Origin of the sequence: Sphingomonas sp. (assembly GCF_042091075.1) — a bacterium.
Taxonomy (GTDB): domain Bacteria; phylum Pseudomonadota; class Alphaproteobacteria; order Sphingomonadales; family Sphingomonadaceae; genus Sphingomonas.
The window spans coordinates 1-7,109 of sequence record NZ_JBELIE010000164.1 but is presented as its reverse complement, the minus strand read 5'-3'; the positions used below and the strand labels follow the sequence as shown (position 1 = coordinate 7,109).

The following is a 7,109-nucleotide window of genomic DNA, read 5'->3' as shown; positions in this document are numbered from 1 at the left end:
AGTCCGGCGACATCATGGCCGAGATCGAAACCGACAAGGCGACGATGGAATTCGAGGCGGTCGACGAAGGCCGGATCGCGAAGATCGTCGTGGCCGAGGGCACCGATGGCGTGAAGGTCGGCGCGGTCATCGCGCTGCTCGACGGCGAAGGCGAGGAATCGACCCCGCAGCCCGCCGCCAGAGATTCCGAGGCCAAGCCGTCGCCCGCCGACCCGAACAAGACCGGCACCGAGGCGAAGGCCGCGCCGGAGGATGTCGAGGATCACGGCAAACCCGCCGACGGACAGGTGACGAAGGAAGAGAAGCCCGCGCCGACTCCGCCCCCCGCCGCCGCGCGCCAGGACGGCGAGCGCGTAAAGGCGAGCCCGCTGGCGCGCCGCATCGCCGCCGACAAGGGCGTCGACCTGTCGGCGATCACCGGCTCCGGCCCGCATGGTCGCATCGTCAAGGCCGATATCGACAAGGCACAGCCGGGGGCCGCCGCTCCAGCCCCTGCCGCATCCGCCGCCGCCGCGGCACCGACCGGCAGCGCATCCGCTCCGGCGCCGAAGCCGGCCGAGGTGCCCGATATCCCGCATGACGCGACCAAGCTCAGCAACATGCGCAAGACGATCGCGCGCCGCCTGACCGAATCGAAGCAGCAGGTGCCGCATATCTACCTGACGGTCGACGTGAAGCTGGACAAGCTGCTGAAGCTGCGGAGCGAGCTCAACGCCGGGCTGGAGGCGCGCGGCGTCAAGCTGTCGGTCAATGACCTGCTGATCAAGGCGCTAGCGGTGTCGCTGATCCAGGTGCCGACGTGCAATGTGATGTACACCCCGGACCAGCTGATCAGCTTCCACCGGGCGGATATCTCGGTCGCGGTATCCACTCCCGAGGGGTTGATAACCCCGGTCATCACCGAGGCGGACAGTGCGTCGCTGTCGAGCATCTCGACCCGGATGAAGGACCTGGCCGCGCGGGCGCGCGACAAGAAGCTGAAACCGGAGGAGTTCACCGGCGGCACCGCCTCGATCAGCAACATGGGGATGTTCGGGATCAAGCAGTTCGAGGCGGTGATCAATCCGCCGCAGGGCATGATCCTGGCGATCGGTGCGGGCGAGAAGCGCCCCTCGGTGATGGAGGACGGCCAGCTCGGCGTCGCCAGCGTCATGTCCGCCACCGGCAGCTTCGATCATCGCGCGATCGACGGCGCCGATGGCGCGGAGCTGATGCAGGCGTTCAAGACGCTGGTCGAAAACCCGCTGTCGATGCTGGCCTGACATGGCCGACATGCAGCTTCCGGCGATGTGGCGCGAGATGGCGTGGGGCGTGACCGGCCTGATCGTCACCGCGCTCGTCTTCAAGGGAGCCGCATGGAGCTATCCGCAGGGACATGACACCATCTGGATCGTCGGCGGCCTGACCATGGCGGCGGTGGCGATCCTGAGCGGCCGCGAAGTGATGCGCGTGCGCACACCGGCCGATCGAACATAAGGATTGATACAGTGGCTGACACCTACGACCTGATCGTGCTCGGCTCCGGCCCCGGTGGCTATGTCGCGGCGATCCGCGCGAGCCAGTTGGGGTTGAAAACCGCGATCGTCGAACGCGAGCGACTGGGCGGCATCTGCCTCAACTGGGGCTGCATCCCCACCAAGGCGCTGCTGCGCACCTCCGAAGTCTATCACTATATGACGCACGCCGCCGACTACGGCCTGCAGGCGGACAATGTCGGATTCGATCTGAGCAAGATCGTCGATCGCAGCCGCAAGGTCGCCGGGCAGCTGAATGCCGGCGTCAAAGGCCTGATGAAGAAGCACAAGATCACGGTGGTCGAAGGCGTCGGCAGCCTTGCCGGGAAGGGCCGGCTGTCGGTGAAGCAGGGCGACCGGACGGTCGATCTGCAGGCCGAGCACATCCTGGTCGCCACCGGCGCCCGCGCGCGCGACCTGCCTTTCGCCAAGGCGGACGGACAGCGCATCTGGACCTATCGCCACGCGATGGTGCCAGAGGTGATGCCGACCAAGCTGCTGGTGATTGGATCAGGGGCGATCGGCGTCGAATTCGCCAGCTTCTACAACGACATGGGCGCAGACGTGACCATCGTGGAGATGCTGCCGCGCATCCTGCCGGTCGAGGACGAGGAAGTCAGCGCGTTCATGGAGAAGCGCCTGACCAAGGACGGCATCGCGATCGTCACCGGCGCGGGCGTCGAGAAGATCGAGAGCGGCGCGAACGGGGTCAAGGCGACGATCAAGCGCAAGGACGGCACCTCCGGCACCGAGGAATATAGCCACGTCATCGTCGCGATCGGCATCGTGCCGAATACCGAGGAGATCGGGCTGGAGAAGCTGGGCGTCGAGACCGACCGCGGCCATATCAAGGTCGACGGGTTCGGACGCACCAACGTGGAAGGCATTTACGCGATCGGCGACGTCACTGGCGCGCCCTGGCTCGCGCACAAGGCAAGCCACGAAGGTGTGGTCTGCGTCGAGAAGATCGCGGGCCAGGACCCGCATCCGTTCGAAACGTGGAACATCCCGGGCTGTACCTATTCACGCCCGCAGGTCGCCAGCGTGGGTCTGACCGAGGCGAAGGCCAAGGAACAGGGGCGCACGGTGAAGGTCGGTAAATTCCCCTTCATCGGCAACGGCAAGGCGATCGCGCTGGGCGAGGCCGACGGCTTCGTGAAGACGGTGTTTGACGCGGGGACGGGCGAGTTGCTCGGCGCGCATATGGTGGGCGCAGAAGTGACCGAGCTGATCCAGGGTTATGTCGTCGCGCGCCAGCTGGAAACGACCGAGCATGAGCTGATGGAGACGGTGTTCGCGCACCCGACGCTCAGCGAGATGATGCACGAGAGCGTGCTCGGCGCCTATGGACGCGCGATCCACATCTAGGATCGCTCGACCGGGGCGCGATCGTACCGATGCCGCGGTGACGCGCGCCCTTTTCGCTTAACGCGCGTTATGCCGGGCATGCAACGATCCGCGCGCCCGCCGGCATGAACCGACTGACCCCCGACGACGCGGACGTGCGGTTCATCCGGCGCGTGCTGTGGATCGTGCTGATCGGCGCGCTGTTCACGGCGGTGTATTTCGCGCGCCACCTGATCATCATGGCGTTCGGATCGATCCTGATCGCGATCGTCATCCATGCCATCGCGGAACTTTACGAAACGCGGCTGCGGCTGGGCGGCAAGACCGCGCTGACCAGCGCGATCATCTCGCTGATCGCGTTCCTGGCCCTGCTTTTCTGGCTGTTCGGGGTGGAATTCCGCGCGCAGGTGAACACCCTGGTGGTCGCGCTGCCGGGGCTCCTCACGCAATTGCAGGACTATATGGCGCAAAGCCCGGTCGGTGCGAAGGTCGCGGACGCGGTGCGGGCCGCGTTCGCCGGCAGCCGCGTCGCCCAGGATATTGGCGAGATCGTGCGCGGCGTCGGCGAATTGCTCCTGAACGCCTTTCTTGTCCTGTTCGGGGCGATTTTCTTCGCGGTCGATCCGAAGATCTACGAGCGGGGCTTCCTGTTGATGGTGCCCCCGTCGAAGCGCGCTGCGGTCGAGGATGCGCTGGGCGACGTCGCCTCGACGCTGCTGCTGTGGCTGCGCGCGCAATTGATCCAGATGACGGTGATGGGGACGATGGTGGGCATCGGCCTGTGGATCGCCGGGGTCCCGTCCCCGGCGCTGCTGGGACTGTTGACGGGGCTGAGTGAGTTCATCCCCTATGTCGGGCCGCTCGCCGCGATGCTGCCCGCCCTGGGCCTCGCCGCGACGCACGGGACCGAGACGCTGCTCTGGGCACTGGCGGTGTTCGCGATCGTGCGCGTGGTGCAGACCAATCTTGTCACGCCGTTCGTCACCGGCCAGGTTATCGCGATCCCGCCCGCGCTCAGCCTGTTCGCGATCATCGGCACCGGGGCGGTATTCGGCTTGTTCGGGCTGTTCTTCTCGGGCGGTATCCTGGTGGTGTTCTTCACATTGACGCGCAGCCTGTATCTGCGCGAAGTGCTGGGCGAGGACATCCCGCGTAGCCGTGAGCGGACGCTGTTCACCGCCAAGGGCACCCCGCGTGACGCCCCGGCATCGGAACTCCCGCCCGCCGACCCGCGCGACTCGCCGGATCCGCTCGATTAAGTCGCAATTAACCTTTTGCGTTCAGAAGGCGTTTGGTTAATGATTCTGGTGAGCCGGCCCCGAGGTGCCGCCGCGCTCGCGAACCGGGGGACTGCCAATGCGCGTGCTGCTCATCGAGGACGAGCCGACAACGGCGAAGGCCATCGAACTGATGCTCTCGACCGAGGGCTTTAACGTCTATTCCACCGATCTTGGCGAAGAGGGCCTCGATCTGGGAAAATTGTACGATTACGACATCATCCTGCTCGATCTCAACCTGCCCGACATGCACGGCTATGACGTGCTGAAGAAGCTGCGCGTCGCGCGGGTGCAGACGCCGGTACTGATCCTGTCGGGGATCAACGAGATGGATTCGAAGGTGCGCAGCTTCGGCTTCGGCGCCGACGATTATGTCACCAAGCCATTCCATCGCGACGAACTGGTTGCGCGGATCCACGCGGTCGTCCGCCGGTCCAAGGGCCATTCGCAGTCGGTGATCCGTACCGGCAAGCTGTCGGTCAACCTCGATGCCAAGACGGTCGAGGTCGACGGCGCACGGGTGCACCTGACCGGCAAGGAATATGCGATGCTGGAGCTGCTGTCGCTCCGCAAGGGCACGACACTGACCAAGGAGATGTTCCTGAACCATCTCTACGGCGGCATGGACGAGCCGGAACTGAAGATCATCGACGTCTTCATCTGCAAGCTGCGCAAGAAGCTGAGCATGGCGTGCGAAGGCGAGAATTACATCGAGACGGTATGGGGCCGCGGCTATGTGCTGCGCGAGCCGGAGGAAACCGCCCAGGTCGCCTGACCACCCTCCCCCGCGAAGTCGAGATACCGGCCGCTGCACTTCGTGCGGCGGCCGTTTTCATTGGGTCGGGGATCCATGCCAGCGGGTCGCCGCGACGCAGGATGGTCGCGGCGCCGGCCCGTCCCCCTATTGCCGATCCACCAAAGAATGATGGCGGCGTGACGGGATCGTGACCCACGGCCCCACCCTGCCAAATTAACCTCGCCCGTCGCCAAACGGTAATCGAACCGTCAACGCATCGTCCCCAAAATCGGGCACGGCCTCGCCCGAACAAAAGGGGGGCTTTCATCATGAAGACATTCAGGATCGCGTTGCTGTCCGGCGTTGCCGGCCTGTCGGTCGCCACGCCCGCGCTGGCGCAGGAAGCGCCGCCGCCGGCCACCGCCGCGACGATTGACCGCGCCGCCCCCGATCAGCCGGTGCCCGACGACGGCAGCGATATCGTGGTGCTCGGCTTCGGCCAGGCGCGCCAGGTGCAGACCGTCACCTCCGCCGATCTGGAGCGACTCACGCCCGGCACGTCGCCGCTGAAAGCCGTATCGAAGCTGCCCGGGGTCAATTTCCAGTCGGCGGATGCGTTCGGCGCCTATGAATGGTCGACGCGCATTTCGCTGCGCGGCTTCAACCAGAATCAGCTTGGCTTCACGCTTGACGGCGTGCCGCTCGGCGACATGACCTATGGCAACGTCAACGGCCTGCACATCAGCCGCGCCGCGATCTCCGAAAACATTGCCAGCACGACGGTGTCGCAGGGCGCGGGTGCGTTGGGCACCGCTTCGACCAGCAACCTGGGCGGCACGATCCAATTCGTCAGCCGCGCCCCGTCCGACACAGCCGATCTGGTCGCCTCGGGCACCTATGGCAGCGACGAGACGTATCGCGCCTTCGTGCGCGCGGAAAGCGGCGACCTGGGCGGCGGACTGAAGGGCTATCTCAGCTACGGCTTCCTGAAGACCGACAAGTGGAAAGGCTTCGGCAAGCAGATCCAGCACCAGGCCAATGGCAAGGTGGTGAAGGAACTGGGCGATCGCGGATCGATCACCGCCTTCCTGAATTTCTCGGATCGCCGCGAGAATGATTATCAGGATCTCAGCTACGACATCATCGCCCGGCGCGGCTATTTTGCGGACAACATCAGCAACAATTATCCGCTCGCGCTGCAAATCGGGCAGATCTATCAAAACCAGGTCGCTCGCGCTGGCAGCATCGTCAATGCGCTTCCCTATCCGTCGGCGGGGCTGACCTTCCCGGCGGGTATCGGCACCGTCGACGATGCCTATTATGACGCGGCGGGCATCCGGCAGGATTGGCTGGGCGGCGTCACCTTCGATGCGAAACTGACCGACAACCTGTCGATCGTCTCGACCAGCTATGGCCACAAGAACAAGGGCCAGGGTTCGTGGATCACGCCGTATGTCGCCAGCCCCGCCGGGGTCAGCGACGGTAACGGCGGTACGCTGGCGACCGCGTCGCCGCTGGCGTTCCGTACCACCGAATACAGCATCCGCCGCGCCGGCAATCTCACCAGTGCCGCGCTGGAGCTTGGGCCGAACCGCTTCGAGGTCGGCGGCTGGTTTGAAACCAACAGCTTCAATCAGGCACGCCGCTTCTACGGCATGACCAGCGCCGCAACCCCGAACCGCAATGCCCGCGATTTCCAGGACGACCCCTTCTTCACGCAATGGAGCGGGAAGTACGATACCGAGACGATCCAGTACCACGTCGCCGATACGCTGAAGCTCGGCCAGCTGACGCTGAGCGGCGGATGGAAGGGCATGCAGGTCCGCAACAGCGCGGGGCTGCGCACCGGCTCGCTGGTGGCGGGCCGGATCCAGTCGAAGGATTGGTTCCTGCCGCAGATCGGCGCAGTCTTCGGCCTGGGCGGCGGGGCGGAACTGTTCGCCAACTATAACGAGAATATGCGCGCGTTCGTCTCCTCGGCGACGTCGGGCCCGTTCGCGATCACTCAGGCCGGGTTCAACGCGATCCGCTCGACGCTACGCCCCGAGACTTCCAAGACCGGCGAAGGCGGCATCCGCCTGCGCACCGGCGGGCTGCAATTGTCGGCGGCGGGCTATTACATCCATTTCGCGGATCGCCTGCTGGTGTTCGCCAACGGATCGGGCATTCAGGGCAATCCGCCGACCCTCAACAATGCCGGCGACGTCGAAAGCTATGGCGCGGAAGTCTCCGCCT

Annotated in this window: 6 protein-coding genes; all 6 read left to right on the top strand. The window is 65.3% G+C overall.

Annotated elements, in window-relative coordinates:
- The coding region (locus ACFDSW_RS13955) for a pyruvate dehydrogenase complex dihydrolipoamide acetyltransferase (protein ID WP_375250886.1) at window positions 1-1,262 on the top strand (1,262 nt) is incomplete at its 5' end.
- Window position 1,263: 1 nt separating this feature from the next.
- A complete protein-coding gene (locus ACFDSW_RS13950; RefSeq protein ID WP_375250885.1) occupies window positions 1,264-1,476 on the top strand; it encodes a hypothetical protein in 213 nt (70 codons plus the stop codon).
- Between the two features lie 11 nt (window positions 1,477-1,487).
- On the top strand, window positions 1,488-2,882 hold the full coding sequence (lpdA, locus tag ACFDSW_RS13945; RefSeq protein ID WP_375250884.1) for a dihydrolipoyl dehydrogenase: 1,395 nt from the start codon (window positions 1,488-1,490) through the stop codon (window positions 2,880-2,882).
- Window positions 2,883-2,986: 104 nt separating this feature from the next.
- Complete coding sequence (locus ACFDSW_RS13940) at window positions 2,987-4,120, top strand: AI-2E family transporter (RefSeq protein WP_375250883.1); 1,134 nt, start codon at window positions 2,987-2,989, stop codon at window positions 4,118-4,120.
- A 97-nt stretch (window positions 4,121-4,217) separates the two neighbouring features.
- Window positions 4,218-4,913: a response regulator transcription factor CtrA gene (gene ctrA / locus ACFDSW_RS13935; RefSeq protein ID WP_375250882.1), complete on the top strand. Its 696-nt coding sequence runs from the start codon at window positions 4,218-4,220 to the stop codon at window positions 4,911-4,913.
- Between the two features lie 290 nt (window positions 4,914-5,203).
- On the top strand, window positions 5,204-7,109 hold a 1,906-nt coding region (locus tag ACFDSW_RS13930), incomplete at its 3' end, for a TonB-dependent receptor (protein ID WP_375250881.1).